This is a genomic window from Pseudomonas sp. PSPC2-3 (assembly GCF_049898265.1).
GTDB classification, from domain to species: domain Bacteria; phylum Pseudomonadota; class Gammaproteobacteria; order Pseudomonadales; family Pseudomonadaceae; genus Aquipseudomonas; species Aquipseudomonas veronii.
In genome coordinates, this window is record NZ_JAFCXJ010000017.1 from 18,089 (window position 1) to 45,052 (window position 26,964).

The window sequence follows — 26,964 nt, forward strand, 5'->3', positions numbered from 1 at the left end:
CGGGGTTCAGGCCAGTGCCGCGCGAGCGGCCGCAAAGGCATCCGGGGTATTGAGGTTGGAGGTCGACACGCCGTCGGCGCAGCGCTTGTTCAGGCCGGCCAGGACTTTGCCCGGGCCGCACTCGACCAACTCGGTGGCGCCGTTGGCGGCCAGGGTCTGTACCGATTCAACCCAGCGCACCGGCTTGTAGAGTTGTTCCAGCAGGTCGCGCTTGAGGGTGTCGAGATCCGCGGCAACCGCCGCGCTGACGTTCTGCACCAGCGGGATCTGCGGTGCCTGCCAGTTGATGGCGGCGATGGACTCGGCAAAACGCTCGGCCGCCGGGCGCATCAGCTCGCAGTGCGACGGCACGCTCACCGGCAACGGCAAGGCACGCTTGGCGCCACGGGCCTTGCAGCCTTCGATGGCGCGCTCAACGGCGGCCTTGGCACCGGCAATCACCACCTGGCCCGGCGAGTTGAAGTTCACCGCGCTGACCACTTCGCCCTGGGCCGCTTCGGCACAGGCGGCGATCACCACCGCATCATCCAGGCCGAGAATGGCGGCCATGCCACCCTGCCCGGCCGGAACCGCTTCCTGCATCAACTGGCCACGACGCTCGACCAGCTTGACCGCTTCAGCGAGGGTCAGGCTGCCCGCGGCGACCAGGGCACTGTATTCGCCCAGGCTGTGACCGGCGACGAATGCCGGACGCGCGCCGCCTTCCGCCAGCCACAAGCGCCACAGGGCGATCGAAGCGGTGAGGATGGCCGGCTGGGTTTTATCGGTTTGATTGAGTTGCTCTTCCGGCCCCTGCTGGGTCAGCGCCCACAGGTCGTAACCCAGGGCATCGGAAGCTTCCTTGAAGGTTTCCAGGATCAGCGGATATTGCGCGCCCAGCTCGGCCAACATGCCGAGGGACTGCGAACCCTGCCCTGGAAAGACGAATGCGAGGGATGTAGACATGTAACAAGCCCCTAATGATCTGGTCGTCGGATATAGGCGCTCCTACGATGGGAGCGCACGAAACTGACAGATTGGATGGTCAATTGAACCGGCCGGTCACATTTAAGCATTCCCGGGCCGATTCGCCTAAGGCAACAGATCTTCCAGGCGGCCGTGCAAGCGTCGCGGCAGATTTTCCTGGATCTCGATCAACGCCCGTGCAATCGCACTCTGAAAGCCTTCCACCCCCGCCGAGCCATGGCTTTTCACCACGATGCCCTGCAAGCCGAGAAAGCTTGCGCCATTATGCCGCGCCGGGGCCAGGTCCTCCTGCAGGCGGCGCATCAGCGGCAACGCCAGGGCGCCGACCAGGCGTGTGGCCAGGTTGCGCTTGAACAAGGCCTCGATCCGCGTGGCAATCATGGTCGCCAGGCCTTCGCTGGATTTAAGCAGGATATTGCCGACAAACCCGTCGCACACCACCACATCCGCCTCGCCGCGATACAAACCGTCGCCTTCGACAAAGCCGATGTAGTTCAACCCCCGCGCACCTTGCAGCAAAGCGGCGGCGAGCTTGACCTGCTGGTTGCCCTTGATGTCTTCGATGCCGATATTCAGCAAGGCCACGCGCGGACGAGCCACACCCAGCGCCTCGGCAGCCACCGAGCCCATCACGGCGAACTGGAACAGATGCTCGGCACTGCAATCGACATTCGCGCCCAGGTCGAGCAACTGGCAATAGCCTGTCTGCGTCGGTATCGCCGCGACTATCGCCGGCCGGTCGATCCCCGGCAAGGTCTTGAGCACATGCCGCGACAATGCCATCAGCGCGCCCGTATTGCCGGCACTGACACAGGCTTGCACCTTGCCATCACGCAACAACTCGAGGGCGACCCGCATTGAAGAGTCGGGCTTGCCACGCAGGGCGACCGCCGGCTTTTCATCCATGCCGATGGCTTCGCTGGCGGGGGTAATCGTCAGGCGCGCGCGATCCACCGCCGGATGGCTGGCAATCAGTTCTTCAAGAAGGGAAGGTTGACCGACGAGGGTCAGGTGCAGCGAGGGCGTAGCAGACAGGCTGGCAATACAAGCCTGAACAATGCTGCGGGGACCGAAGTCCCCGCCCATTGCGTCAATCGCGATGACTTGAGCAGACAAGTGATTACTCGTCAGCGCCCTTGTCGATCACTTTACGGCCACGGTATACGCCTTCTGGCGATACGTGGTGACGCAGGTGAATTTCACCGGTGGTTTTTTCTACAGACAGAGTGCTTGCCGTCAGGGCGTCGTGCGAACGACGCATGTCACGGGCAGAGCGGGATTTTTTGTTCTGCTGAACAGCCATAATTGATTAACTCCTAAACGTTTGGGTCACGCTTTAACTGCGCCAATACACTGAACGGGTTGGACCGCGTTACCTCGTCCTCGCTCGGTTCGGACTCGTCATCGAGGCCCGCCGGCTGCTGGCATTCTTCCGGATGATGAGCAGGCACAATGGGCAAGGCGAGCAAAAGCTCCTCCTCGATCAGTGCATGCAGATCCAAAGGATCTTCGCCCAGTTCCAGCACGTCATAACCTTTCGGCAACGACTGGGTATTCGCACCCTCCTTTACCACAGCGTAACTGCATTCGCTGTGAATCGGCAGGGTGACCAGCTCAAGACAACGCTGGCAAACCATTTTGACCTCGGTGTCGATAAAGCTGTGAATAACCACAGATTTACGTTCATCTCGTTCAAAAACGAATTTGGCCTGCACCGTACCGACAGTGTCGGAAAGCGGGTCGCAGAGTCTCTCCAAATCGGCCAGCAGCAATTCACCTTGAAGGGAAGTGCCACGATCAGCCAATTTGCGCGGGTCAACGTGAGGTGGAATCGGGTCATTCAACATAGGCGCAGCATTATAGGGATGCCCCCAGCCATGTCAAAGGAAATTCAGCCCTGTGCGTCAGCCGGTCGTCCCGCTAGAATCCCCGGTCGCCCTGAGGAGACGCCCATGCTGCCTTTATTACTCGCATCCAGCTCGGTCTATCGCCGGGAATTGCTGAGCCGCCTGCACTTACCGTTCATCTGCAGCTCGCCGGATATCGATGAAAGCCACCGCGCAAATGAGTCAGCCGTCGAACTGGTCAAACGCCTGGCCGAAGAGAAAGCCCGCGCCCTCGCCGCCCGCCATCCAGGGCACCTGATCATCGGCTCCGATCAGGTCGCCACACTCGAAGGCCGGATCATCGGCAAACCCCACACCTTCGAGAACGCCCGCGAGCAACTGCTGGCGGCCAGCGGCAAGCGTGTCAGCTTCCTCACCGGGCTGGCGCTGCTGAACAGCGAGACCGGGCATTGCCAGGTCGACTGCGTGCCGTTCACCGTGCACATGCGCGTGCTGGACGCGGAGCGGGTCGAGCGCTACCTGCGGATCGAGCAGCCCTATGACTGCGCGGGCAGTTTCAAGGCCGAAGGGCTGGGCGTGAGCCTGTTTCAAAGCACCGAAGGCCCGGATGCGACCAGCCTTGTCGGCTTACCGCTGATTCGCCTGGTGGATATGCTGCTGGCCGAAGGTGTGCAAACCCCTTAAAAACACCGCAAAACCAAATGTGGGAGGGGGCTTGCCCCCGATTGCGGTAGACCAGCTACAGACAAGCCGGCTGATCCACCGCAATCGGGAGCAAGCCCCCTCCCACATTTATCTACGCAGACCTTGGGATCTCAGCGCAGGGTCGGGCCCTGGAAGCCCATGTACAAGGCCAACTTCTCCGCCACGCTGGCGCCGAGCTTCTTGGAGAAACGGTCAAACGGCGACTCCTGAACGGTGAAGTCCACCAGTTCCTTTTCACCAATCACGTCCCGCGCCACCGAACTGGCACTGCCCAGGCCATCGATCAAGCCCAGCGGCAAGGCCTGCTCGCCAGACCAGACCAGCCCGGAGAACAGCTCCGGATGGTCCTTGTCCTTCAAACGATCACCGCGCCCTTGCTTGACGCTGGCAATGAACTGGCGATGAGTGGTGTCGAGCACGCTCTGCCAGAACTGGGTTTCATCGGCCTTTTGCGGCTGGAACGGGTCGAGGAACGCCTTATGCTCGCCCGAGGTGTAGGTGCGACGCTCCACACCGAGCTTCTCCATGGTGCCGACAAAGCCGTAACCGGCCGCCGTGACGCCAATGGAACCCACCAGGCTGGCCTTGTCGGCGTAGATCTGGTCAGCGGCACTGGCGATGTAATACGCACCCGAGGCGCCCAGGTCGGAGATCACCGCGTACAGCTTGATCTGCGGATGCAGTGCGCGCAGGCGGCGAATTTCGTCATACACGTAGCCCGACTGCACCGGGCTGCCGCCCGGGCTGTTGATGCGCAGGATCACGCCCTTGACCTTGGGGTCTTCGAACGCGGTGCGCAGACTGCTGACGATATTGTCGGCGCTGGCGGACTCCTTGTCGGCAATCACCCCGCGCACTTCGATCAAGGCGGTGTAGTTGGGACCACGGGTCGCGGTTTTTTCCATGTCCACCAGCGGGCTGAACAGCACCAGCATGCCGAGCAGGTAAACAAAGGTCAGCAGCTTGAAGAAAATCCCCCAGCGCCGCGAACGACGCTGCTCTTGCACGCTGGCCAGAAGAGTCTTCTCCAGCAGCTTCCAACTCTTGTCGTCACTGCTGTCGGCCTTTTCGGGCGCTTTCCACTCATCACTCATGCCATCTACCCCAGCAAAGACTCAGTGGGCCCGGCTGAGCCAGGCCTGCAATTCAGAAAAATGATCGATCGTCAGCCTGGGCTCGTATGCCTGCAGCGCCTCGGAAGCCTGCGCACCGTAGCTGACCGCCACGCTGTCCATGCCGGCATTGCGTGCCATCATCAGGTCGAAGGACGCGTCGCCGACCATCAACGCCTGGCGTGGCGACACGCCGCAATGGGCGAGGATCTGCTCAAGCATCAGCGGATGGGGCTTGCTGGCGGTTTCGTCCGCTGCGCGGGTAACGTCGAAATAGTCTTCCCAGCCGTGGGCCCTGAGCACCCGGTCCAGGCCGCGGCGGGCCTTGCCGGTGGCGACCGCCAGCTGATAACCCTCGGCGCGGAACGCTTCCAGGGACTGCACCACGCCATCAAACAGCGGCGAAGGCTCGGCCTCCAGCGCAATGTAGTGATCGGCATAATGCTCGCGGAACGCGACCAATTCAGCGTCAGCGATGTGCGGGTACAAGGTGCGAATCGCCTCAGGCAACCCCAGGCCGATAATTCCCTTGACCGCCAGATCGCTGCACAGCTCGAAGCCAGAACGCGTCGAGGCCATGTGCATGGCCTCGACGATACGGCCAATGGAGTTGGCCAGCGTGCCGTCCCAATCGAAAATCAGCAGTTTGTAGTCAAGGTGCGGCACTCAAACGCTCCACGGTCTTGGCCCACATCTCATCGACCGGCGCCTGCAACTTCAATTCGCCACCATCGGGCAGCGGGACGGTGAGCATGTAGGCGTGCAGGAACAGGCGTTTGCCGCCCAGGTCGCGAATCTCCTTGGAGAACGCCTCGTCGCCATACTTGGTGTCACCGGCAATGCAGTGGCCCGCATGCAGGGTGTGCACGCGAATCTGGTGAGTGCGCCCGGTGACCGGCTTGGCCTCGACCAGGGTGGCGAAGTCGCCGAAGCGGCGCAGCACCTTGAACAGGGTCAGGGCTTCTTTGCCCTCCTCGTCCACTTCGACCATGCGCTCGCCGGAGCGCAAGTTGCTCTTCTGCAACGGCGCGCGCACGCTCTTGATCGAGCTGGCCCAGTTGCCGCGCACCAGCGCCATGTAGCGCTTGTCCACGCCATCGCCGCGCAGGGCGGTGTGCAGGTGGCGCAACATGCTGCGCTTCTTGGCGATCATGAGCAGGCCGGAGGTGTCGCGGTCGAGGCGATGAACCAGCTCCAGCTCCTTGGCATCCGGACGCAACTGACGAAAGGCTTCGATCACGCCGAAACTCAGGCCGCTGCCGCCGTGAACCGCAATGCCGCAGGGCTTGTTGATCACGATCAGCTTGCTGTCTTCGTAGACAATCGACGCTTCAAGGCGCTGCAACAGGCCCTGGGCCAGCGGCACAGGTTCGTCGCGCTCAGGCACGCGCACCGGAGGCACCCGGACGATATCGCCCGCCTGCAGCTTGTACTCGGGCTTGATGCGACCCTTGTTCACGCGCACTTCGCCTTTACGCAAAATGCGGTAGATCAAGGTCTTGGGCACGCCTTTGAGCCTGGCCAGGAGAAAATTGTCGATGCGTTGGCCGGCATATTCCGGCGAGACCTCGAGCAGCTGGACGCTGGGGGTCTGGGGGGCGGTAGTCGTCATGTCGGCGATGATAACAATTTTTTATGGAATTGAAGCACTTAATCATTACTGCTATAGTCGCGAACGCCGCCAAAAGCGGCCTGGACAGAGGACTTGCGGCAAATTGCCGGCCCTGACCTTCGCAATTCATCAGGACGCGAGGCCGTCCTACGGGGCTTTCGTTACCTTGGAAAGCCCGAGATTGTAACAAGCGCAGGTGACATGAGGCCTGAAGCGAGTGCAGAAAGCAGAGTGAATACTCGCATTTTGCGCCGATATTTACGGCCAGTTCACAAAGTGCAGTCAGTCTTGGGACACACCATGGCGAATGCTTCGGAAACAACGCCTGTTAAGAGCCGAGTGAGAGCGCAATCGCCCACACTTGGTCTTGTTTAGCCATGAGCGTGGACTCCCCATTGGAGAACACGGTAAATGCCAACCCGCTGCGGATTCTGCGCGCGGCAGCACCCGAATTATCAGGGATACGTGTAGGGTGGAGATGCACAACCGTCGGACCGTGTAGCACTAGGCTTATATATAGACGCTTCATCTCGTCCACAGTCGCCGGTTGATTCCTCCTCCTGACCTTAGCTTTTGTTGAAGTGGTGCCTTTGTCACCACCGCTAACAAGCAGGACGCGTCCGTCGCGATACCAGCCCAATTCGCCGGTTATTGCTGGACACTGGAGTGGCCAACCACTCTTGACGCACCTGACACCGACCGTGAGAAGTCGTGTGTGCCGAACGCCGTTTCCGGCAGCCCGGAAACCGACGGTACAACATGAAAAGAATGCTGATTAACGCAACTCAACCCGAAGAGTTGCGTGTTGCGCTGGTAGATGGCCAACGCCTTTACGACCTGGACATCGAGTCCGGCGCACGCGAGCAGAAGAAGGCCAACATCTATAAAGGCCGTATTACTCGCATCGAACCAAGCCTTGAGGCTGCCTTTGTCGATTTCGGCTCCGAGCGCCACGGCTTCCTGCCCCTCAAAGAAATCTCCCGCGAATACTTCAAGAAAGCCCCCGAAGGCCGCGTGAACATCAAGGACGTCCTGAGCGAAGGCCAGGAAGTCATCGTCCAGGTCGAAAAAGAAGAACGTGGCAACAAGGGCGCCGCCCTGACCACCTTCATCAGCCTGGCCGGTCGTTACCTCGTACTGATGCCGAACAACCCGCGTGCCGGCGGCATTTCCCGTCGCATCGAAGGCGAAGAACGCAACGAACTGCGTGAAGCGCTGAACGGCCTGGTCGCTCCAGCCGACATGGGCCTGATCGTCCGCACTGCCGGCCTGGGCCGCAGCAGCGAAGAAATGCAGTGGGACCTCGACTACCTGCTGCAACTGTGGACCGCCATCAAAGAAGCGTCCCTGGATCGTTCCGCGCCGTTCCTGATCTACCAGGAAAGCAACGTGATCATCCGCGCCATCCGCGATTACCTGCGCCAGGACATCGGCGAAGTGCTGATCGACAGCGTCGAAGCCCAGGACGAAGCCCTGACCTTCATCCGCCAGGTGATGCCGCAGTACGCCAGCAAGATCAAGCTGTACGAAGACAGCGTTCCGCTGTTCAACCGTTTCCAGATCGAAAGCCAGATCGAGACCGCCTTCCAGCGCGTGGTCGAACTGCCTTCCGGCGGCTCCATCGTGATCGACCCGACCGAAGCCCTGGTGTCCATCGACATCAACTCGGCGCGCGCCACGAAAGGTAGCGACATCGAAGAAACCGCCCTGCAGACCAACCTGGAAGCGGCTGAAGAAATCGCCCGCCAGCTGCGCCTGCGTGATATCGGCGGCCTGATCGTGATCGACTTCATCGACATGACCCCCGCCAAGAACCAGCGCGCCGTGGAAGAGAAAGTCCGCGAATGCCTGGAAGCTGACCGTGCCCGCGTGCAAGTCGGCCGCATCTCGCGCTTCGGCCTGCTGGAAATGTCCCGTCAGCGCCTGCGTCCGTCCCTGGGCGAGAGCAGCGGCATTGTCTGCCCGCGTTGCAACGGCACTGGCATCATCCGTGACGTTGAATCGCTGTCCCTGGCGATCCTGCGCCTGATCGAAGAAGAAGCCCTGAAAGACCGCACCGCCGAAGTCCGCGCACAAGTGCCGATCCCGGTTGCCGCGTTCCTGCTCAACGAAAAACGCAACTCGATCACCAAGATCGAACTGCGCACCCGTGCCCGTATCGTCATCCTGCCGAACGATCATCTCGAAACGCCGCACTTCGAAGTGCAGCGCCTGCGTGATGACAGCCCGGAAGCCCACAGCGGCCAGTCCAGCTACGAAATCGCCGCTGCCGCTGCCGAAGTGGAAGAAGTCCAGCCAGCCGCCGCGACCCGCACCCTGGTTCGCCAGGAAGCCGCCGTGAAGACCGCTCCGGCGCGTGCCAACGCACCGGTTCCGGTTGAAGTGGCTGCCCCGGTTGCAGCCCCGGCCGCCCTGCCTGAGCCAAGCCTGTTCAAGGGCCTGGTGAAATCGCTGGTCAGCCTGTTCGCCAGCAAGGAAGAGCCTGCGGCACCGGTGGTGGTCGAAAAACCTGCCACCGAGCGTCCGGCGCGTAACGAAGAGCGTCGCAACGGTCGCCAGCAGAGCCGTAACCGCAACGGTCGCCGTGACGAAGAGCGCAAGCCGCGCGAAGAACGGGCCCCGCGTGAAGAGCGCGCACCCCGTGAAGAGCGTGCGCCTCGCGAAGCCCGTGAAGAGACCCCGGTCGTAGCCCGCGAAGAACGCGCACCGCGCGAAGAGCGCGCACCACGTCCACCACGCGCACCGCGTGAAGATCGCAAGCCGCGTGGCGAGCGTGAAGAACGTGTGCGTGAACTGCGCGAGCCGCTGGACGCTGCGCCAGCCGTTGCCGCCGCTGCTGTTGCCGCCCCTACCGAGGAAGAACGCCCGGCTCGCCCGCCGCGTGAAGAGCGTGCGCCACGTGAAGAGCGTCAACCGCGCCCACCGCGTGAAGAACGTCAACCACGTACCGAGCAGGCGGCTGCCGCCAGCGAAGAAGAAGTGCTGACCGGCGAAGAGCAACTGCAGGAAGACGGCCAGGACAACGCCGAAGGCGATCGTCCGCGCCGCCGCTCCCGTGGCCAGCGTCGTCGCAGCAACCGTCGCGAGCGTCAACGTGACGCCAACGGCAATGTGATCGAAGGTTCGGAAGAAGCCGGCGAGAACGCAGAAGCCGCTACCAGCGAACCGACCAGCACCGAACTGGCTGCCGGCCTGGCCGTTACCGCCGCTGTTGCCAGCTCGGTCATCAGCGCACCTGCCGAAGCCCAGGCTCACGAGCAGGCTGAACGCGCCACTGCCGCCGTCGAAGAAACCGTTGCGGTAGAAGCGCCAGTCGCCGAGACCCCAGTGGTTGAAGCACCGGTCGTAGAAGCAACCACCCCGATCGAAGCCCCCGCGGCTCCGGAAGTGGAAGTTGCGCCGGTTCGCGAAGCCCAGCCGCAAGAAGAAGTGGCTGCCGCCGAGCCTGCCCCGGTGGTTGAGCCACAGCCAGTGGTTGAAGCTGTCGTGGAAGCTCCGGTTGTCGAAGCCGCCGCCCCGGCCGTGCGTGAAGTTCGCGAAGAACAGACCGCCTTCCAGTGGACTGCCGAACCTGCCGCCCCGGTTGAAGTGTCTGCCCCCGTGGTAGAAGCCGCACCGGCCCCGGTTGCCGAAGTGGTTGAAGCCGCTCCGGTAGTGGTTGCCGAGCCTGCGCCCGTGGTTGAAGCGCCCGTGGTTGCCGAAGCCGCCGCCCCGGTGGTTGAAGCCGCACCGGCCAGCGCCCTGACCGAAAACGGCCGTGCGCCGAACGACCCACGTGAAGTGCGCCGTCGTCGCAAGGAAGCCGAAGCGGCCGCCGCTGCTGCCGCTGCCGCACCGGCTGTCGCCGAAGTGGTCGAGCACGCTGCCCCTATCGTCGACGAGACCCCGCGTTCCGTTGAAGAAGTGGCAGAGCACCACCCAAAGGCCCTGGAAGAAGAGCACGAGCCTAAACCCCTCGTCTGATTCCATCAGCCACTGAAAAGCCCCGCCTGATCACTCAGGCGGGGCTTTTTTATGCCAACAAATTCTGAAAACACCGAAGATTCAATGTGAGAGGGGGCTTGCCCCCTCCCACATTTCAGAGCGGTTTGAAATCCAACAGATGTGGCAGATCCACATCCCAGAGTACGCCAGGATCGTTTACCTGGATCTCGCGCACCTGCCCCTGGGCAAACAGCGGCTTGGCCCCGCGATCGCCCGTCAACGCCATCAACGCTGGCCCAAACGCTCGTCCAAACGCAACCGGATGCCCATACTGGCCGGCATGCACCGGCACGTTGATGCTGTCCACGTGCTCCAGCACCCGTTCAATACTGGACGGCAGGATGAACGGCATATCACCCAGCACCACCAGCCAGCCATCACTGGAAGCACTGGCCGCGACCGCTGCCGCAATGCTGTCGCCCATTCCGGCCGAGCACAGCTGCACTACCTCGCAGCCATGGACCTGCGCCAGACGAATGACTTCAAGCCGCTCGGGCGACGTCACCAGCACGCGCTTTAGCGCCCACGCCGGCAAATTCACCAGCACCTGCTCGATCACCGGCCGCACCACTGCGTCCCGGCCGACGCACTCAGCCAGCAATTTATCCCGATCTGCCCCGGCTTCAGCGCGAAAACGACTGCCCTGCCCCGCCGCCAGCACAATCACCGTGACGGTCATTCAACCTGCACCGACAGCGGCTTTTTCTGCAGCGGCACCACGCCATTCTTGATCGCGACAATTTCCGCCAGCAACGACAGCGCGATCTCCGCCGGTGTATGGCTGCCAATATGCAAACCGATCGGCCCATGCAACCGCGCGATCGCCTGCGCAGACAATCCCAGCGCCGCCAGGTTTTCCCGGCGTTTACGCGTGTTGACCCGCGAACCCAGCGCGCCGATATAGAACGCATTGGAGTTCAGTGCCGTCAGCAACGCCATATCGTCCAGGCGCGGGTCGTGGGTCAGGCAGACGATGGCCGTGCGTTCGTCGGTCTGGATGTTCAGCACCGCTTCATCAGGCATGCCGGGCACAAAGCGGCCGTGCGGTTCTTCCCAGCCATACGCGAACTCTTCACGCGGGTCGCAGATCAGCACTTCGAAATCCAGCAACCGCGCCATCTGCGCCACGTAGCGGGACAACTGCCCGGCGCCGATCAACAGCAGGCGCCAGCGCGGGCCATAGATGGCGCGCAGGCGCTCGCCGTCGAAGCTCACCACGTCGGTCTTGCTCGCGGGGCTCAAGCTCACGTCGCCGGTGGCCAGGTCCAGCTCCCGAGCGACGATTTCATGGGCGTCACAGCGCGCCAGCAACTCGGCCACCCACTGCCACTCCGTCACGCGCTCTTCGGTCAGGCGCAGGGTGCCGCCGCACGGCAGGCCGAAACGCGCCGCTTCATCGCGTGTCACGCCGTAGGTCACCAACTGCACCGCGGGCCCGTCGTCCGCCAACCGACCATCCTGCAAACGCGCAATCAAGTCGTCTTCAATGCAACCGCCGGACACCGAGCCGATCACCACCCCGTCGCCGCGCAAGGCCAGCATGGCCCCGGGCGGACGCGGCGCGCTGCCCCAGGTCTGGACCACGCTGTACAACACCACCCGCTGCCCGGCGCGGCGCCATTCGAGCACGCTGCGCAGGACATTCAGATCCACGCTGTCCATCAAGCCTTCGCCTCCTGCCAGCCTTGCAACTGATAACGCACGGGCAGGTTGCGAATACGCTTGCCGGTGGCGGCAAAGATCGCATTGCACAGCGCCGGCGCAATCGGCGGCACGCCGGGCTCACCGACACCGCCCAACGGCACCTCGCCCTGTGGCGTGACCAGGTGGACCGCGACAACCTTGGGCGCCAGGGACATGCGCGCCACTTCATACATATGGAAGTTGTCCTGCTGGACCTTGCCGTCCTTGAAGCTGATCTCGCCCAATACCGCGTTGCCCAGGCCCATCACGCAGGCGCCTTCGAATTGCGAGCGAATGCGTTCCGGGTTGATCTGCGGGCCGCAGTCCACAGCGATATCCGCCTTGTGGACGATCAGCGTGCCGTCGTCTTTGACTTCCACCTCGATCACCGCCGCCACATAGGTGACGAAACTGTAATGCACCGCCAGCCCCAGGCCTCGCCCCTTGGGTAGCGTGCGCCCCCAGCCGGCGGCTTTGGCGGCGGTTTCGAGGACGCCGCGCAGGCGGGCGGTATCGATCGGGTAGCGCTCCGGGGATTCGCCGTAGTTCCACTCATCGCTCAGGGTTTTCGGATCGATCTGACGGTCCGGCCCAAGCAGTTTGAGTTGGTACTGCAACGGGTCCTGGCCGGCCTTGTGCGCCAGCTCATCGACAAAGCTCTGAATCGCAAAGCCATGCGGGATGTTCGACACCGAGCGGTACCAACCAACCCGGGTGTGGGCGGCGGCTTCGGGGTTTTCCAGGCGCACGTTGGGAATCGCGTAGGCCATGTTGGTAAAGCCCATGCCCAGCTCGAACGCCGCCTCGTGGTTCATCCCCGGCGCAAACAACGCGGTGATGCTCGGCGCGACGGTGCGGTGCAGCCAGGCGGAAGGCAGGCCGTCCTTGTTCAGACCAGCCTTGAGGTACTCGGCGGAAACCGTGTGGAAGTAGGAGTTGTGGATGTCATCTTCACGAGTCCACTGCACGCGCACGGCCTTGCCGGGGAATTCCTTGGCGAGGATGGCCGCCTCGACCACGAAGTCCGGCTTGGACTTGCGACCGAAACCGCCGCCCAGCAGCGTGACATTGATCGTCACGTTATCGAAAGGCAGGCCCAGGCGCTCGGCGACGCGCTCACGGGTCACCTGGGGCGCCTGGCTGGGGGCCCAGGCTTCGCACTGGCCCTTGTCGAAACGGGCAACGGCAACCATCGGTTCCATCGGTGACTGGGCCAGATGCGGCAAATAATAAGCGGCGTCCAAAGTGCTGTCGGCCTCGTTCATCGCCTGCTCGAGGGTGCCGGTGTTGCGCACCACTTTGCCCGGTTGCCGCGCGGCCGCTTCCAGTTCCTTGCGGTAATCGATCGAGTTGTAGCCGGCGTTGACGCCGTCATCCCAGACAATCGCCAGCGCTTCGCGGCCCTTGATCGCTGCCCATGTGTTGCTGGCCACCACGGCCACGCCGCCCAGCGGCTGGAACTCCGAGGGCAGAGGCCGGCTTTCGATTTCGAGGACCCTGATCACCCCCGGCACCTTCAACGCCGCACTGGCATCGAAGGATTTGACCTTGCCGCCATACACCGTCGGCCGTGCAATGGTGGCGTAGAGCATGCCGTCGAAATGCACGTCCGCGCCGTAGACCGCGCGACCGTTGACGATATCGGCGCCGTCGATGGCCTTGACGCCCTCTTTGCCGATGTAGCGGAACTCCGACGGCTGCTTGAGGCGCAGCGTGTCGCGCGCCGGCACCGCCAATGCACCGGCAGCGGCGGCCAGCTCGCCATAGCCCAAGGTGCGACCGCTGGGCTGGTGAACCACCTTATGCAGCTGCGCACGGCACTCGCCCAGCGGCACCTTCCACTGTTCGGCAGCCGCCTGTTCCAGCATCGCGCGCACACTCGCGCCGCAACGCCGCATCGGTTCGAACCAGTGGCGCATGCTGCGCGAGCCATCGGTGTCCTGGTTGCCGTAACGCACTTCGTCAGCCGGCGCCTGCTGGACGCGCACGTGGGCCCAATCGGCGTCCAACTCATCGGCGACTACCAGGCTCAGGCTGGTACGCACGCCCTGGCCCATTTCCGAACGGTTGCAGATCACGGTCACGGTGCCGTCGGTGGCAATGCTGACGTAGACCTTGGGGTCATCGATCAGCCCATGGGGCATGGCATCGCCGCCATACTTCTTGGCGGCATCGGCGGCAAACGCTGCGGGCAGGCCCCAACTGGCGGCGATCACCAGCGCGCCGGTGGCGCCGACGCCCTTGAGGAAACCGCGGCGGCTGAGGTTATCGAGGACGAAATCAGCGGGTAAGCGGTTCATGCCTTGGCCCCCTGCAGGTGCGTCGAGGCCTGGCGGATCGCGGTCTTGATGCGGTTGTAGGTGCCGCAGCGGCAGATATTGCCGACCATCGCCTCCTCGATCTGCTCGTCGCTGGGGTTGGGGTTGGTTTTCAGCAGCGCGGTGGCCGACATGATTTGCCCGCCCTGGCAGTAACCGCACTGGGCCACGGCACTGTCCAGCCAGGCTTGCTGCACGACCTGGCCGATGGGGTCGGTGTGCAGGTTGTCGATGGTGCTCACGGCCTGGCCCTTGACCGCGCCGATCGGGGTGATGCAACTGCGCGCCGGGGCGCCGTCGATATGAATGGTGCACGCGCCGCACAGGCCCATGCCGCAGCCGAATTTGGTGCCGTTGTAACCCGCCACATCGCGAATCGCCCACAACAGCGGCATATCCTCGGTGACGTCCAGTTGATGGTCTTGACCGTTGAGTTTCAGGGTAATCATTGGGCACGCCCGCCTATTTTTTGCATTTAGGGGCGAGCCATCTGCTGCGAAAGGTATCGCTGGTTCGGGTGCACGCAGATGGGCTCAGGCTGAGGAGGCTCTCTTGCGAAGACGGATCTTCACCGGGCCTTTGATGGAGCATTGACTAACTGTAAACCAAAAAATTCGAATTTGGCCGCGCAGAAACGCAAACGCCCCGAACCAGTCGGGGCGTTTGCGGATTGCTGTGGGCGTCAGTTCACGCCATCAGCGGGTTACTTGATCACCGGCGCAGGGCCTTCGGCCACGCCCAGGTCATCTTCTTCACGGGTGTCGGAGATCCCACGACCACCGGAAGCCAGCTCGACTTGCAGCTTATCTTCGTCCAGTTCGTTGACCCACTTGGCTACCACCAGGGTCGCCACGGCGTTACCGACCAGGTTGGTCAGCGCACGGGCTTCGGACATGAAGCGGTCGATGCCGAGGATCAGCGCCAGGCCGGCAACCGGCAGGTGGCCCACGGCCGACAGGGTTGCGGCCAGCACAATGAAACCACTGCCGGTCACGCCTGCAGCGCCCTTGGAGGACAGCAGCAGCACCAGCAACAGGGTGATCTGGTGGGTGATGTCCATATGGGTGTCAGTCGCCTGGGCGATGAACACGGCAGCCATGGTCAGGTAGATCGACGTACCGTCGAGGTTGAACGAGTAGCCGGTCGGGATCACCAGGCCAACCACGGATTTCTTCGCGCCCAGACGCTCCATCTTGATCAGCATGCGTGGCAGTGCCGATTCAGACGAGGACGTACCCAGAACGATCAGCAGCTCTTCACGGATGTAGCGGATCAGTTTCAGCACGCTGAAACCGTGTGCGCGGCAGATGGCGCCGAGCACCACCACCACGAACAGGACGCAGGTGATGTAGAAGCAGATCATCAACTGGCCCAATTGCACCAGGGAGCCGACACCGTAGGCACCGATGGTGAACGCCATGGCACCCAGCGCACCGATCGGCGCGAGCTTCATGATCATGTTGATGATGTTGAACATCACGTGGGCGAAGCGATCGATGAAGTCCAGCACCGGCTTGCCGTAGGCACCCAGGCGATGCAGGGCGAAACCGAAGATCACCGAGAACATCAGCACTTGCAGGATGTCACCGTTGGCGAATGCGCCGACGATGGTGTTCGGGATCACGTTGAGCAGGAAGCCAACGATGCTCTGGTTCGCACCGGCCGTGGCATAGGCCGCGATTTTCGAAGCGTCCAGGGTGGCCACGTCGATGTGCATGCCAGCGCCCGGCTGCACGATGTTCACCACGAACAGGCCGATCAGCAGGGCGATGGAGGACACGACTTCGAAGTACAGCAGCGCGTAGCCGCCGGTTTTGCCGACCGATTTCATGCTCTGCATGCCAGCGATGCCGCTGACAACGGTGCAGAAGATGATCGGGGCGATGACCATTTTGATCAGTTTGATGAACCCGTCACCCAGCGGCTTGAGCTCCACACCGGTCTGCGGGTAGAAGTGACCGAGCAAAATACCGATAACGATGGCAACGATCACCTGGAAATACAGGGATTTGTACAGTGGCTGACGAGTCGTCATTGCAAAGTTCCTCAATCGTCCCGTGTGGCAAATATCCGCCATTGCCCACGGCACTTGAATTGCGAACCCTCCTGCACTGGAGGGATTTGTTGTTTGCGAGACCTGTAGGACCAAGCCTGCGCTGTAATCCTTAACGCAAACGTCGTGCCACTTTGCTGAAACGGCCTGAAGCCCCTTAGACATCAGGGCTGGAGGGATCAAGGCGCGCCTGAGCGCCGTCCATTGCATGGCGGGTTTCCGCCAACTCGCCGTATCTCGTCCTACAATTTGGCGGATATCCGCCTTGTCGCTGTAGCGGGTGATGGCTACCATCCGCCCTTCCATGGACGAGGCCCTTGCATGCGCGAACGTACCATCGCCAGTCACTACGCCCGAGCGGCCCTCGGCGGTGCGCGCCGGGCCGGCTACGACTACTCGGGCCTGTTGCAGCAGGTGGGCATCACCCCGGAACTGCTGAACGAACCCCGCGCCCGCATCGCCCCGGAACAATTTACCCGGCTGTTGCAAATGCTCTGGCTCGCGCTGGACGACGAATACCTGGGCTTTGCCGAAGGTCCGAGCAAGCGCGGCACGTTCGCCATGATGTGCCACGCGCTGATCCATTGCCGCACCCTGGAGAAGGCACTCGAACGCGGCTTGTTGTTTTACAGCCTATTCCCACAAGGTCCGCGTTGGCAGCTGACACGGGAAGGCGAAATGGCCCGCTTGAGCCTGGACGACTCCCAGCTCGGGGACCCGGATCACTTTCTCAGCGAATCCCTGCTGCTGATCTGGCATCGCCTCGGCAGTTGGTTGATCGGCCAGCGCATCCGCCTGCAGCAGGCCACATTCAGCTACCCGATGCCGGCCCACGCCAGCGAATACGACCTGTTGTTTCCCTGCCCGCAGGTGTTCGACGCACCGAACAGCAGCCTGGTGTTTCCTGCGCGTTACTTGAGCCTGCCGCTGCTGCAGGACGAGCGCACCCTCAAGCATTTCCTGCAGCGCTCCCCCGCCGACTTGTTGTCGCGGCCCGATGAGGGCGACAGTTTGAGCAGCCAGATCCGCCGCCTGCTCAGCCGTGACCGCACACCCTGGCCGGACCTGGACGCCGTTGCCCAGCACTTGCACATCAGCCCGCAGACCCTGCGCCGACATCTGCGTGAAGAAGGCAGCAGTTTTCAAGCGCTCAAGGATGAGCTGCGGCGGGACATCGCCATTTACCACCTGGGACGCGCGGATCTGTCATTGCAGGAAATTGCCGAACAGCTCGGGTTCTCCGAGCCGTCGGCGTTTCATCGGGCGTTCAAGAAGTGGACGGGATTGACGCCGGGGGCTTATCGGGCACAGGAGAGTTAGGCAGGCGCCACTCAAGGAAGGTCAAACGGCCGGAAAGTGGATCTTGAACGCCGCGCCCCCCAAAGGCGAGTCGCCCAGGGTCAGGCGCGCGCCGTAGCTTTCAATGATGTCCTTGACCACCGCCAGGCCGATCCCCTGCCCCGGGTGCTGGCGGTCCAGCCGCTCGCCCCGTTGCAGAATCCGCGCGCGCTGGTCGGGCGGCACACCGGGGCCGTCATCTTCGATGCACAGTTCGATGCCATCCAGGCTTTCCACCAGGCTGATACGCACTTCGCTCAGGCACAGGCGGTAGGCGTTTTCCAGCAGGTTGCCGAGCAGTTCCAGCAAGGCGCCTTTTTCGATGGGCACATCGCACGCGTCCGGCAATACGAAGCTCACTTTGACGTGCTTGTCGCGGTAGACCTTGTCCAGCGTGTCGCACAGGCTTTGCAGTACCGGCTGCAGGCGTACCTGATGGCGTACCAGGCCGCTTTTACGCAGGCTGGCGCGCTGCAACTGGTAGCTGATCTGCTGGCTCATGCGTTCGATCTGCGATTGCAGCACCCAGGCCTGGTCGCGGTCTTCGGGGCGCTGGGCCATGTCTTCGCTCACGCCCTGCAACACCGCCAGCGGGGTTTTCAGGCTGTGGGCCAAGTCGTCGAGGGAGTCGCGGTAGCGGGTACGCTGCTCGCGCTCACTGTGCAGCAAGCGGTTGAGAGGCCCGGTGAGACGCAGCAGTTCGCGCGGGTGTTCTTCGCTGAGGCTTTCGCGGGTGCCGCCTTCGATCTGGTCCAGCTCCTGGCTCAGGCGCCGCAACGCTTGCAGGCCCCAGGTCAGGCCCAGCCAGAGCAACGTCAGCAACACCAGCAACGCCGCGCCGAAGCCCAGGTAGAGGTTTTCGCGCAGACCTTCGAGGGTCAACTGGTATTCGCGCACCGGTTGCAGCGCGACGATGCTGAACGCCGCACTCTTGCCGCCGAGCAGCTTGACCTCGACGTCATACACGAAGAATTCCTGGCCATTGCCCTCGCGAATCCGCGCAAACTCATTCCCGCGCCCGTCATAGCGCGGCCTGTAGTTGATGTTTTCTTCCTGGGTCGCCCGCGAGCGCCACACCAGATGGCCTTCGCGGTCGTAGATATAACCGAGCAACCGGCTATCGGTGAGGTTGAAGCGTTCGTCCGGCAACTGCGCCGGCATTTGCAGGCGGTTGTTTTCAACCCGCGCCGCCGAAATCAAGGTGGTGACGTCCGACGCCAGGCGCTGCTCGATCGAGTCCTGCAAGGCCAGGCTGAACGCGCCCTGCATGGCCGGCAACAAACCCAGCATAAACAGCACGGCCAGGGTGGCGGCCGCCAGCATCAAGCGCACACGTAACGAGCGAATCAACGACAGCGCTCATTGAACAGATAGCCCAGGCCGCGCACGGTGTCGATCGGCTTGAACCCGCCCGGGCCTTCCAGTTTACGGCGCAGGCGGCCGACCAGCACTTCGATGACATTCGGGTCGCGCTCGTCGTCATCGGGGTAGAGCTGTTCCATCAAGCGGTCCTTGGGCACTACCTGCTGATGGTGACGCATCAGGTACTCGAGAATCCGGTACTCGTAGGCGGTCAGCGCCAGGGGTTGCTCGTCCAACGAGGCCTGCTTGCGGTTGAGGTCCAGCAGCAAGGGGCCGGCGACGATGGTCGATTGGGTAAAGCCGCTGGAACGACGCAGCAACGCGTTCATCCGCGCTTCCAGTTCTTCGAACTGGAACGGCTTGACCACGTAGTCGTCGGCGCCAGCGGCCAGGCCTTCGACCTTGTCCTGCCAGTTGCCGCGAGCGGTGAGGATCAGGATCGGGAAGGTCTTGTCCTGGGCGCGCAGTTGGCGGATCAGATCAAGACCGCCCATGCCGGGCAGGCCGAGGTCGATGATCGCCAGGTCATGGTTGAATTGGCCAGTCTGGTACAAGGCCTCCTCCGCGTTGGCCACGGCTTCGACCACGTGCCCGCTGTCGGTCAGGCGGGTATACAGGTGATGACGCAACAGAGCCTCATCTTCCACGACCAGCAATTTCATAAGGCTCTCCAAAGCAAATCAACAGTCCGACAGAGGGATATCATAGCGGCCCTGCAGGTCTTGCGGGCGCAGTTTAATGCCATTGTATTGGCCACCAAGATGCTCATAGCCGGCACGATACGTCGCCTGCGGGCTGCTCGAACCCAGCGACTGGCCCCAAGGCGCGGCCTGGCTGCGCACCGCCTCGAAGCTCACACGCTGCATCAGCGTGCTGGATTTCTTGGTTCTCTCGCTACCGAATGCCGCAAAGGCGCCATCGCTGGCCTGCGCCCCGGCGGTGGCACTGAACATGGTCAACGCCAACATCAGCTTCTTGATTGCAGTCATGGTACTTACCTCCACGTAGGCTGTAGGCCCACACTACGCAAGCGCCCCTGAACTCCCCCTGAACAGGCTCTGAACCTGGCCTGAACCGCTACGGACTATCCACTGGCGCGCCAACTCGGCAAAATACCGCCCATGACGCCCCTACCCGCTTGCTGCACCCCACTCGACGCCCATTGGCCACTGCCCGATCCCTTGCCGGGTACGGTGTTGCTCAGTACGCGCTTTGATCCGGCCCTGTTGATCGCCGGTGATTTCCAACGCAGCGCGGTGACGCCGCCGGCGAGCATCCAGCGTTCGGTGGCCAAGCGCCAGGCGGAGTTTCTCGCCGGACGGTTATGCGCCCGCGCCGCCTTGCAACAGCTCGATAACCTGGACTGCGTGCCGGCAATCGGCGAAGACCGGGCGCCGGTGTGGCCGCCGCACATCAGCGGCTCCATCACCCACAGCAGCGGGCACGCGGCGGCAATCGTCGGGCACAAGGCGCAATGGCGCGGGCTGGGGATGGACCTGGAAAATGTCCTGAGCCTGGAGCGCGCGGAACGCCTGGCGGGGGAAATTCTCACCGCCGATGAGTTGCAGCGCATGGCCAGGTTGCCGCGTGAGCAACATGCGCAGCTGGTGACACTGACGTTTTCGGCCAAGGAGAGCCTGTTCAAGGCGCTCTACCCGATCGTGCAGAAGCGCTTCTACTTTGAGCATGCCGAAGTGGTGGAATGGTCCGAGCACGGCCAGATGCGGTTGCGGCTGCTGACGGAGTTGTCCGGCGAGTGGTGCCACGGCAAGGAGTTGGTTGGGCAATTTGCGGTGGATGGGGAACAGTTGTTGAGCCTTGTAGCAATCGGCGTCTGATCTAGCGTCATCGGGGGCAAGCCCCCTCCCACACTGGAATGCATTCCAAGAGGGGCGGTGCGAGGGTTCGGCTTGCTCCCGATAGCAGTATCAGGATTTATCCTGGTCCCGTGGCCAACTCAGGCTGAAGCACGCCCCTCCCAGGTTGTTGCTCTTGCTGATCAATGCCCGCCCGCCATGCCAATGAATAATCCGCCGCACAATCGACAAGCCCAGGCCATGCCCGCCCGAGGCGCGGGTGCGGCTGTCGTCCAGGCGCAGGAACGGCGTGAAGATGCGTTCCCAGGCGCTTTCCGGTACGCCGGGGCCATCGTCTTCCACATCGATGCGGCAGCGCACCTGGCCGACCTGGTAACTGATCAGCACCCGGCCCTGGGCATGGCGCATGGCGTTGCTCACCAGGTTCTGCAGGGCGCGGTGCAGGTAGCGCGGTTCGGCATCGACCCAGGCATCGTCCCAATGCACCGATGACAGGCAGATACCACGGCTCACGCTGACCTGCGGGCGCAGTGGCGATAATTCGCCGATCACCTGGTCGAGCAACGCATTGAGGTCGACCCGCTGGAAATTCAGCTCCGGCGCGCCCTGCTCCAGGCGCGCGTAGGTGAGCATTTCGTCGACCAGGCCGTCGAGGTCCTGAATATCGCTGTCCATACCTTCGAGGTATTTGCGCCGGGCCTGCGGGGTGGCGGCCTCGCCGATCATCTCCAGGCCGAAACGCAGGCGCGCCACCGGGGTGCGCAACTCGTGGGACACCGCGCGCACCAGTTCGCGCTGGATCGCGAGCAACTGCTGCAGGTGCTCGGCCATGCCATTGAAGGCGGCGGCCAGGCGCCCCACCGAGTCGGCGCCGCGCGCGGGCACGCGCACTTCCAGGTTGCCTTTGGCAATACGCGTGGCAGCGGCCTCCAGGCCTCTGAGCCGGCGCTCGAGCTGACGCACCAACAGATAGACGATCAGGCCAATCAGGGTCAGGCCGATCAATGCGATCAGGATCAACCATTGCGCCGGGTACGGGTTCATTTGATACAACGGGCCGATTTCAAGCACCCAGGGCGTGCCGACCATGCCGGCAAACACCCGAATCGAGTCGCCGCCCTTGCCCAGCGCCATCACCGTATCGCCCTCCGACACGCGGCGGCGCTGGTCGTCGTCCATATCGGCCTGATCGAGGGCCATCAGGTGCATCTCGAAGCCAAACCCTTTGGCTTCCTTTATATCCGCCAGGCGTTGCGGTTGCTCGGCCACCGGAAAACGCACCAACTCGTCGGCCAACAGGTAGATCGTCGCCCGCGCCAATTGCTCGCTGATCTGTTGCACTTCACCTTCCAGCACCAACTGATCCTGCTCGCTGACCAAACGCAGGACCCGCGCCGCATGGGGGCCGGTCTGTTGCACCAGCACCTGGCCATGCTGCAGGCGGGTGCGTTGGCCGAGGTCCAGTTGGGCATCGGTGTACGTGCGCAGCATCAGGGGAATGCCCAACAGGCGCTCCCACACCGCCAGCGCGCGCTGGCGCTCGATCACGCTCATGGGTTGCAGGTTGTCGCCCATCAAGGCAAAGGTGCCGTGGGCCAGACGTTCACGGTACTGCCCGCTGCGCACGTCGTTGAGCAGGTGCAACGCCAGCACGCCCAGCAGCGCCACCAGGATCAGCGCCGCGCACATGCCGCCGTAGATGCGCAGGAAGATCGAGTTCACAGCGGTATGTCGCCAGCGGCTTCGGGGACGAACAGATAGCCTTTGCTGCGCACGGTCTTGATCAGGCGCGGGTGGATCGGATCGTCGCCGATCTTCGGACGGATGCGCGAGATACGCACGTCGATCGAGCGGTCCTGGCCGTCGTAGCCGATGCCGCGCAGGGCGATGAAGATTTCTTCGCGCGACAGGATGCGCCCGGCATTCGCCACCAGCAGCCACAGCAGGTCGAACTCGGCGCTGGTCAGTTCGATGCCGTCGCCCTGCAGCCAGGCTTCGCGCAGGGCGTTATCCACGAGCAGCGGGCCGAATTGCAGGCGGCGCTGGTTTTGCGCGACGGCCGGTTCCGCTGGCTCGCTGCGGCGCAACAGGGCCTGGATACGCGCCAGCAGCAGGCGTGGGCGCACGGGTTTGCACACGTAGTCGTCGGCGCCCATGTCCAGGCCCAATACCTGGTCCATGTCGTCGGTACGCGCGGTGAGCATGAGGATCACCCCGTCGTAGCGCTCGCGCACCTTGCGGCAGATGCTCAGGCCATCTTCGCCGGGCAGCATCAGGTCGAGAATCACCAGGTCCGGCTGTTCGGCGATGATCCGCGCCGCAGCCTGGGCGCCGTCGCTTTCCACCGACACGCGCAGGCCGTTGCTCTCCAGGTAATCACGGGTCAACTCGGCCAATCGCTCGTCATCCTCGACGATCAGGATTTGCCAGGCTTCATGCTCCACAGGTAATCCTCGTTGTTATTAGGGGATTGGTTGGTCTGCTCGATCAAATGTGGGAGGGGACTTGCTCCCTCCCACATGTTGATCTTCGCCAGCCACACCTTATTTGTAATGTTGTGAGGGCATAACAATGATCGATTGTAGCCATGCCCCAACCCTCGAACACAAGCCAGGAAATGCATTCGGTGATGCGGTTTTTTTGTGATAGGGTTCGCGCCCTCAAAAATCCAAAGAGCCGTTTTTTTCTTGGAATATTCAGTGACAAACGGCGCGGTCCAGCAGTACTGCGGCCTACACGGGCATTCTACGTTTCATACACATTTTACTCACAGCGTTATCCACAGGCCCTGGATTGCTAAGCCTCCAAAAACGCATTATCTTGTACCTCGGCGCCAAAAAAACCCTACATGTAGGGTTTTGAACTAAAAGACCAAACACAAATCAGACAAGAAACTCAAGCCCTTTCTTGCTCCTGTTTGGTCCAACTCCAGCATTTTTTGAAAGCCCAAACCGCTCATGCGGATGGCAACCGTTTTAGCGCTCCAACAGCGTAAAACGGTACGGGTGTTGCAGTGCTTGAACCGGGCAACTGTCACCCACCAGGAATACGGCGAGGCGCTTTTGAGCGCCAAACCGAAGACTTCGGCATGGAAGCGGCGCGATAAGCCCCCCTTCCTCCTGTCCCGAAGTTGTTATGCCAGGCCAAGGCCTGCTGTAAGTGCTTCAGGACGGAACGGTGGGCACCGTGATGGTGCCCAAATAAATATAGAATGTGGAGACAACCCCCCATGCAAACCGACACAACTCGCGAGAACCCGCAGGGCTCCGTGCCGCAGGCCGCTGATTCGAATATGGATCTGTCCGCCACTGCACCCGGCCAACTGCGCGTGATCAAGCGTAACGGCACTGTCGTTCCTTACACCGATGACAAAATCACCGTCGCCATCACCAAAGCGTTTCTTGCAGTTGAAGGCGGCAACGCTGCCGCCTCGTCGCGCATCCACGACACCGTTGCCCGCCTGACCGAACAAGTCACCGCGACCTTCAAGCGTCGCATGCCTTCGGGCGGCACCATCCACATCGAAGAAATCCAGGACCAGGTCGAACTGGCCCTGATGCGTGCCGGCGAGCAGAAAGTCGCCCGCGACTACGTGATCTACCGTGATTCGCGCGCCAAGGAACGTGCCGTTCGCTCCCCGGCCGACGAAGCCGCCGTACACGCGCACCCATCGATCCGCATCACCCTGGCCGACGGCACCTTCGCGCCGCTGGACCTGGGCCGCCTGAACACCATCATCACCGAGGCCTGCGAAGGCCTGGAAGAAGTCGACGGCGACCTGATCCAGCGCGAAACCCTGAAGAACCTGTACGACGGCGTGGCCCTGACCGACGTCAACACCGCCCTGGTGATGACTGCCCGTACCCTGGTTGAACGCGAGCCGAACTACTCGTTCGTCACCGCGCGCCTGCTGATGGACACCCTGCGTGCCGAAGGCCTGGGCTTCCTCGGCGTAGCCGACAGCGCCACCCACCACGAGATGGCCGACCTGTACGCCAAGGCCCTGCCGGCCTACATCGCCAAGGGTATCGAATACGAATTGCTGAACCCGGTCCTGGCCACCTTCGACCTGGAAAAACTCGGCAAGGCGATCAACCACGAGCGCGACCAGCAGTTCACCTACCTGGGCCTGCAAACCCTGTACGACCGTTACTTCATCCACAAGGACGGTATCCGCTTCGAACTGCCGCAAGTGTTCTTCATGCGCGTGGCCATGGGCCTGGCAATTGAAGAGAAGCACAAAGAAGACCGCGCCATCGAGTTCTACAACCTGTTGTCGTCCTTCGACTACATGTCGTCCACGCCGACCCTGTTCAACGCCGGTACCCTGCGTCCACAGCTGTCGAGCTGCTACCTGACCACCGTGCCGGACGACCTGTCGGGCATCTACCACGCGATCCACGACAACGCCATGTTGTCCAAATTCGCCGGCGGCCTGGGCAACGACTGGACGCCGGTGCGCGCACTGGGTTCGTACATCAAGGGCACCAACGGCAAGTCCCAGGGCGTCGTACCGTTCCTGAAAGTCGTCAACGACACCGCCGTAGCGGTCAACCAGGGTGGCAAGCGCAAAGGCGCTGTGTGTGCCTACCTGGAAACCTGGCACATGGACATTGAAGAGTTCATCGAGCTGCGCAAGAACACCGGCGATGACCGTCGTCGTACCCACGACATGAACACCGCCAACTGGATTCCTGACCTGTTCATGAAGCGTGTCTTCGACGACGGCAAGTGGACCCTGTTCTCGCCATCCGAAGTGCCGGACCTGCACGACCTGACCGGCAAGGCCTTCGAAGAGCGCTACGAGTACTACGAAGCCCTCACCGAGTACCCAGGCAAGGTCAAGCTGTTCAAGACCATCCAGGCCAAAGACCTGTGGCGTAAAATGCTGTCCATGCTGTTTGAAACCGGCCACCCATGGCTGACCTTCAAAGACCCGTGCAACCTGCGCAGCCCGCAGCAGCACGTAGGCGTGGTCCACAGCTCGAACCTGTGCACCGAGATCACCTTGAACACCAACAAGGACGAGATCGCTGTTTGCAACCTGGGCTCGATCAACCTGCCGAACCACATCGTCAACGGCAAGCTGGACACCGCCAAGCTGGAGCGCACTGTCAACACCGCTGTTCGCATGCTCGATAACGTGATCGACATCAACTACTACTCGGTGCCACAGGCGCAGAACTCCAACTTCAAGCACCGTCCGGTTGGCCTGGGGATCATGGGCTTCCAGGACGCTTTGTACCTGCAGCACATTCCTTACGGTTCGGACGCCGCGGTCGAGTTCGCCGACAAGTCCATGGAAGCGGTCAGCTACTACGCGATCCAGGCTTCCTGCGACCTGGCCGACGAGCGCGGCGCCTACGAGACGTTCCAGGGCTCGCTGTGGTCCAAAGGCATCCTGCCGCTGGATTCGCAACAGATCCTGATCGCGCAACGTGGCCAGAAGTACATCGACGTTGACCTGAACGAATCCCTGGACTGGGCGCCGGTACGTGCCCGTGTGCAGAAAGGTATCCGTAACTCCAACATCATGGCCATCGCACCGACCGCGACCATCGCCAACATCACTGGCGTGTCGCAGTCGATCGAACCGACCTACCAGAACCTGTATGTGAAATCGAACCTGTCGGGCGAATTCACCGTGATCAACCCGTACCTGGTTCGCGACCTGAAAGCCCGCGGCCTGTGGGACTCGGTCATGATCAACGACCTGAAGTACTACGACGGTTCGGTGCAGCAGATCGAGCGCATCCCGCAAGAACTCAAAGAGCTCTACGCGACTGCCTTCGAAGTGGACACCAAATGGATCGTTGACGCCGCCAGCCGTCGCCAGAAGTGGATCGACCAGGCGCAGTCGCTGAACCTGTACATCGCCGGCGCTTCGGGCAAGAAGCTCGACGTGACCTACCGCATGGCTTGGTACCGTGGCCTGAAAACCACTTACTACCTCCGTGCCCTGGCCGCGACCAGCACCGAGAAGTCGACCATCAACACCGGCAAGCTGAACGCGGTTTCCAGCGGCAACCACGGTGATGACTCGGTGCTCGCCGCACCAGCCGGCCCGGCCCCCGTGCCGAAAGCCTGCGCGATCGACGAGCCGGATTGCGAAGCCTGCCAATAAGCTGAGCACGTTCCGGGCTTGATGGCCCGGGATTGGAAAACCC

The 26,964-nt window shown here is 62.4% G+C and carries 22 protein-coding genes; 5 read left to right on the forward strand and 17 right to left on the reverse strand.

The window, feature by feature from the left end; genetic code table 11:
- Positions 1-6 precede the first annotated feature (6 nt).
- The 4 genes from fabD to ACP7E3_RS30450 all read right to left on the reverse strand — a co-directional run bounded on the left by fabD (position 7) and on the right by ACP7E3_RS30450 (position 2,813).
- Positions 7-945, reverse strand: coding sequence for an ACP S-malonyltransferase (fabD, locus tag ACP7E3_RS30435; protein ID WP_046489281.1), 939 nt, complete (start codon positions 943-945; stop codon positions 7-9).
- Positions 946-1,071: 126 nt separating this feature from the next.
- Complete coding sequence (gene plsX, locus ACP7E3_RS30440; RefSeq protein WP_079444532.1) at positions 1,072-2,082, reverse strand: phosphate acyltransferase PlsX; 1,011 nt, start codon at positions 2,080-2,082, stop codon at positions 1,072-1,074.
- Between the two features lie 4 nt (positions 2,083-2,086).
- Complete coding sequence (gene rpmF, locus ACP7E3_RS30445) at positions 2,087-2,269, reverse strand: 50S ribosomal protein L32 (RefSeq protein WP_008152339.1); 183 nt, start codon at positions 2,267-2,269, stop codon at positions 2,087-2,089.
- A 13-nt stretch (positions 2,270-2,282) separates the two neighbouring features.
- Positions 2,283-2,813, reverse strand: a complete 531-nt coding sequence (locus tag ACP7E3_RS30450; protein ID WP_027607804.1) for a YceD family protein — start codon at positions 2,811-2,813, stop codon at positions 2,283-2,285.
- A gap of 105 nt (positions 2,814-2,918) precedes the next feature.
- Here ACP7E3_RS30450 and ACP7E3_RS30455 point away from each other — a divergent pair, with 105 nt between their 5' ends.
- Entirely contained in the window at positions 2,919-3,497 is a 579-nt protein-coding gene (locus ACP7E3_RS30455) for a Maf family protein (protein ID WP_256823593.1), read from the forward strand.
- 131 nt (positions 3,498-3,628) lie between these two features.
- Here ACP7E3_RS30455 and sppA read toward each other — a convergent pair whose 3' ends face one another.
- The 3 genes from sppA to rluC are packed head-to-tail and all read right to left on the reverse strand — an operon-like array spanning position 3,629 to position 6,242.
- On the reverse strand, positions 3,629-4,612 hold the full coding sequence (gene sppA / locus ACP7E3_RS30460) for a signal peptide peptidase SppA (protein ID WP_057005500.1): 984 nt from the start codon (positions 4,610-4,612) through the stop codon (positions 3,629-3,631).
- Positions 4,613-4,633: 21 nt separating this feature from the next.
- Entirely contained in the window at positions 4,634-5,296 is a 663-nt protein-coding gene (locus tag ACP7E3_RS30465; RefSeq protein WP_426125359.1) for an HAD-IA family hydrolase, read from the reverse strand.
- Positions 5,283-6,242 (reverse strand): 23S rRNA pseudouridine(955/2504/2580) synthase RluC, encoded by a 960-nt coding sequence (rluC, locus tag ACP7E3_RS30470; RefSeq protein WP_046382359.1) that lies wholly within the window; start codon positions 6,240-6,242, stop codon positions 5,283-5,285. Before rluC ends, ACP7E3_RS30465 begins: the two co-directional genes overlap by 14 nt.
- Before the next feature lie 768 nt (positions 6,243-7,010).
- On the opposite strand from rluC, the gene rne reads away from it, so the two are divergent.
- Positions 7,011-10,205, forward strand: coding sequence for a ribonuclease E (rne, locus tag ACP7E3_RS30475; RefSeq protein WP_128192561.1), 3,195 nt, complete (start codon positions 7,011-7,013; stop codon positions 10,203-10,205).
- Positions 10,206-10,320: 115 nt separating this feature from the next.
- Here rne and ACP7E3_RS30480 read toward each other — a convergent pair whose 3' ends face one another.
- The 5 genes from ACP7E3_RS30480 to ACP7E3_RS30500 all read right to left on the reverse strand — a co-directional run bounded on the left by ACP7E3_RS30480 (position 10,321) and on the right by ACP7E3_RS30500 (position 16,262).
- Positions 10,321-10,905, reverse strand: coding sequence for a nucleotidyltransferase family protein (locus tag ACP7E3_RS30480; RefSeq protein ID WP_046382357.1), 585 nt, complete (start codon positions 10,903-10,905; stop codon positions 10,321-10,323).
- Entirely contained in the window at positions 10,902-11,888 is a 987-nt protein-coding gene (locus ACP7E3_RS30485; protein WP_046382356.1) for an XdhC family protein, read from the reverse strand. The genes ACP7E3_RS30480 and ACP7E3_RS30485 overlap by 4 nt, the downstream gene beginning before the upstream one ends.
- Positions 11,888-14,209, reverse strand: coding sequence for a xanthine dehydrogenase family protein molybdopterin-binding subunit (locus ACP7E3_RS30490; RefSeq protein ID WP_046382355.1), 2,322 nt, complete (start codon positions 14,207-14,209; stop codon positions 11,888-11,890). The genes ACP7E3_RS30485 and ACP7E3_RS30490 overlap by 1 nt, the downstream gene beginning before the upstream one ends.
- Positions 14,206-14,676, reverse strand: a complete 471-nt coding sequence (locus tag ACP7E3_RS30495; RefSeq protein ID WP_046382354.1) for a (2Fe-2S)-binding protein — start codon at positions 14,674-14,676, stop codon at positions 14,206-14,208. Before ACP7E3_RS30495 ends, ACP7E3_RS30490 begins: the two co-directional genes overlap by 4 nt.
- A gap of 254 nt (positions 14,677-14,930) precedes the next feature.
- Complete coding sequence (locus tag ACP7E3_RS30500) at positions 14,931-16,262, reverse strand: dicarboxylate/amino acid:cation symporter (protein ID WP_169865819.1); 1,332 nt, start codon at positions 16,260-16,262, stop codon at positions 14,931-14,933.
- 339 nt (positions 16,263-16,601) lie between these two features.
- On the opposite strand from ACP7E3_RS30500, the gene ACP7E3_RS30505 reads away from it, so the two are divergent.
- A complete protein-coding gene (locus ACP7E3_RS30505) occupies positions 16,602-17,600 on the forward strand; it encodes an AraC family transcriptional regulator (protein ID WP_046382352.1) in 999 nt (332 codons plus the stop codon).
- A gap of 21 nt (positions 17,601-17,621) precedes the next feature.
- Here the strand turns inward: ACP7E3_RS30505 and ACP7E3_RS30510 are convergent, their stop codons facing one another.
- From ACP7E3_RS30510 to ACP7E3_RS30520, 3 genes are read right to left on the reverse strand one after another with little or no spacing between them, the layout of a single operon-like run.
- Entirely contained in the window at positions 17,622-18,968 is a 1,347-nt protein-coding gene (locus tag ACP7E3_RS30510) for an ATP-binding protein (protein ID WP_426125364.1), read from the reverse strand.
- Complete coding sequence (locus tag ACP7E3_RS30515; protein WP_046382350.1) at positions 18,965-19,642, reverse strand: response regulator; 678 nt, start codon at positions 19,640-19,642, stop codon at positions 18,965-18,967. Before ACP7E3_RS30515 ends, ACP7E3_RS30510 begins: the two co-directional genes overlap by 4 nt.
- 18 nt (positions 19,643-19,660) lie before the next feature.
- Positions 19,661-19,969: a hypothetical protein gene (locus ACP7E3_RS30520; RefSeq protein WP_046382349.1), complete on the reverse strand. Its 309-nt coding sequence runs from the start codon at positions 19,967-19,969 to the stop codon at positions 19,661-19,663.
- A 132-nt stretch (positions 19,970-20,101) separates the two neighbouring features.
- On the opposite strand from ACP7E3_RS30520, the gene ACP7E3_RS30525 reads away from it, so the two are divergent.
- Complete coding sequence (locus tag ACP7E3_RS30525; protein WP_426125366.1) at positions 20,102-20,818, forward strand: 4'-phosphopantetheinyl transferase family protein; 717 nt, start codon at positions 20,102-20,104, stop codon at positions 20,816-20,818.
- Between the two features lie 90 nt (positions 20,819-20,908).
- Here the strand turns inward: ACP7E3_RS30525 and ACP7E3_RS30530 are convergent, their stop codons facing one another.
- Both ACP7E3_RS30530 and ACP7E3_RS30535 read right to left on the reverse strand, forming a co-directional pair.
- Positions 20,909-22,519: an ATP-binding protein gene (locus ACP7E3_RS30530; RefSeq protein ID WP_057005508.1), complete on the reverse strand. Its 1,611-nt coding sequence runs from the start codon at positions 22,517-22,519 to the stop codon at positions 20,909-20,911.
- On the reverse strand, positions 22,516-23,241 hold the full coding sequence (locus ACP7E3_RS30535) for a response regulator (RefSeq protein WP_046382346.1): 726 nt from the start codon (positions 23,239-23,241) through the stop codon (positions 22,516-22,518). Before ACP7E3_RS30535 ends, ACP7E3_RS30530 begins: the two co-directional genes overlap by 4 nt.
- Before the next feature lie 785 nt (positions 23,242-24,026).
- Between ACP7E3_RS30535 and ACP7E3_RS30540 the strand changes: the two genes are divergently transcribed.
- On the forward strand, positions 24,027-26,921 hold the full coding sequence (locus tag ACP7E3_RS30540) for a ribonucleoside-diphosphate reductase subunit alpha (protein ID WP_046382345.1): 2,895 nt from the start codon (positions 24,027-24,029) through the stop codon (positions 26,919-26,921).
- Positions 26,922-26,964: the final 43 nt, after the last annotated feature.